General features: G+C 59.6%; 1 protein-coding gene. It reads left to right on the top strand.

Going from position 1 to position 1,636, the window contains the following annotated elements:
• Positions 1-1,636 (top strand): immunoglobulin-like domain-containing protein (locus NTD88_RS09115; RefSeq protein ID WP_315975146.1); only part of this gene is annotated, 1,636 nt, incomplete at both ends.

A 1,636-nucleotide genomic window follows, 5' to 3' on the forward strand; every position in this document is an offset into this window, starting at 1 on the left:
TGGTGAAACCATCACCATCGCCAAGGATGCGACCGAAGGCAGCGTGACCTTCGCAGCACCAAAAGACACCGTTTACATCGACGCCGGCAGCGTCAGCGTGACCATCACCGGTACCACTGGTGGCGACTTCGAGCATCTGGAAGTCAGCCCAACCGCGGCGGTTACTGCTGTAACGGATTCGATTGATACCTCGACCGTCACCCTGACCGCGACTGCCAGTGCTGTTGAAGGTGGTGTGGTTACTTATACCGCTTCGGTAACGGCTCCAGTGACTGGCGCTCCGCTGGTCATCACGCTGGCTAACGGTCAGTCGATCACCATTCCGGTTAATGCGAGCAGCGGTTCGGTCGATTTCATCGCTCCGAACAACGTGCTCAACACCAACACGCCGCTGACCAACAGCATCACCGGCGTGACTGGCGGCAACTACGAGCACCTGGAAACCGCTGGCACGCCGACCACCGTTGTCACCGATGATCCGGCTCGTCTGGACACCACCGGCCTGACCTTGTCCGCGACCGGCTCCGTCCAGGAAGGCGGCAACATCGTCTACACCGCCAAGCTGACTAACCCAGCCGGCACTGAAATGAAGATCACCTTGAGCAATGGTGAAACCATCACCATCGCCAAGGACGCGACCGAAGGCTCCGTGACCTTCGCCGCGCCAAAAGACACCGTTTATGTCGACGCGGGTAGCGTCAGCGTGACCATCACGGGCACCACTGGCGGTGACTTCGAGTACCTCGAGGTCAGCCCGACTGCCGCGGTTACCGCGGTCACCGACAGCATCGACACTTCGACTGTCACGTTGACTGCGACTGCCAGTGCCGTTGAAGGCGGTGTGGTTACTTACACCGCGAGCGTCACTGCTCCGGTAACCGGCGCACCACTGGTCATCACCCTGGCTAACGGCCAGTCGATCACCATCCCGGTCAACGCTTCGAGCGGCTCGGTGGACTTCATTGCGCCGAACAACGTGTTGAATACCAATACGCCGCTGACCAACAGCATTACTGGCGTAACTGGCGGCAACTACGAGCACCTGGAAACAGCCGGTACTCCGACGACTGTGGTTACCGATGATCCTGCTCGTCTGGACACCACCGGCCTGACCCTGTCCGCGACCGGCTCCGTCCAGGAAGGCGGCAGCATTGTTTACACCGCCAAGCTGACTAACCCGGCTGGCACTGAGATGAAAATCACCTTGAGCAACGGTGAAACCATCACCATTGCCAAGGATGCGACCGAAGGTTCCGTCACCTTCGCCGCGCCGAAAGACACCGTTTACGTCGATGCGGGCAGCGTCAGCGTGACCGTCACTGGCACCACTGGTGGCGACTTCGAACACCTCGAAGTCAGCCCAACCGCAGCAGTTACTGCTGTAACGGATTCGATTGATACTTCGACCGTTACTCTGACTGCGACTGCCAGTGCTGTTGAAGGTGGCGTGGTCACCTATACCGCTTCGGTTACCGCACCGGTCACCGGCGCCCCGCTGGTCATCACCTTGGCCAACGGTCAGTCGATCACTATTCCGGTTAACGCTTCGAGCGGTTCGGTGGACTTTATCGCCCCGAACAACGTGCTCAACACCAACACCCCGCTGACCAACAGCATCACCGGTGTGACTGGCGGT

The organism is Pseudomonas sp. 20P_3.2_Bac5 (genome assembly GCF_025466035.1).
Classification (GTDB): domain Bacteria; phylum Pseudomonadota; class Gammaproteobacteria; order Pseudomonadales; family Pseudomonadaceae; genus Aquipseudomonas.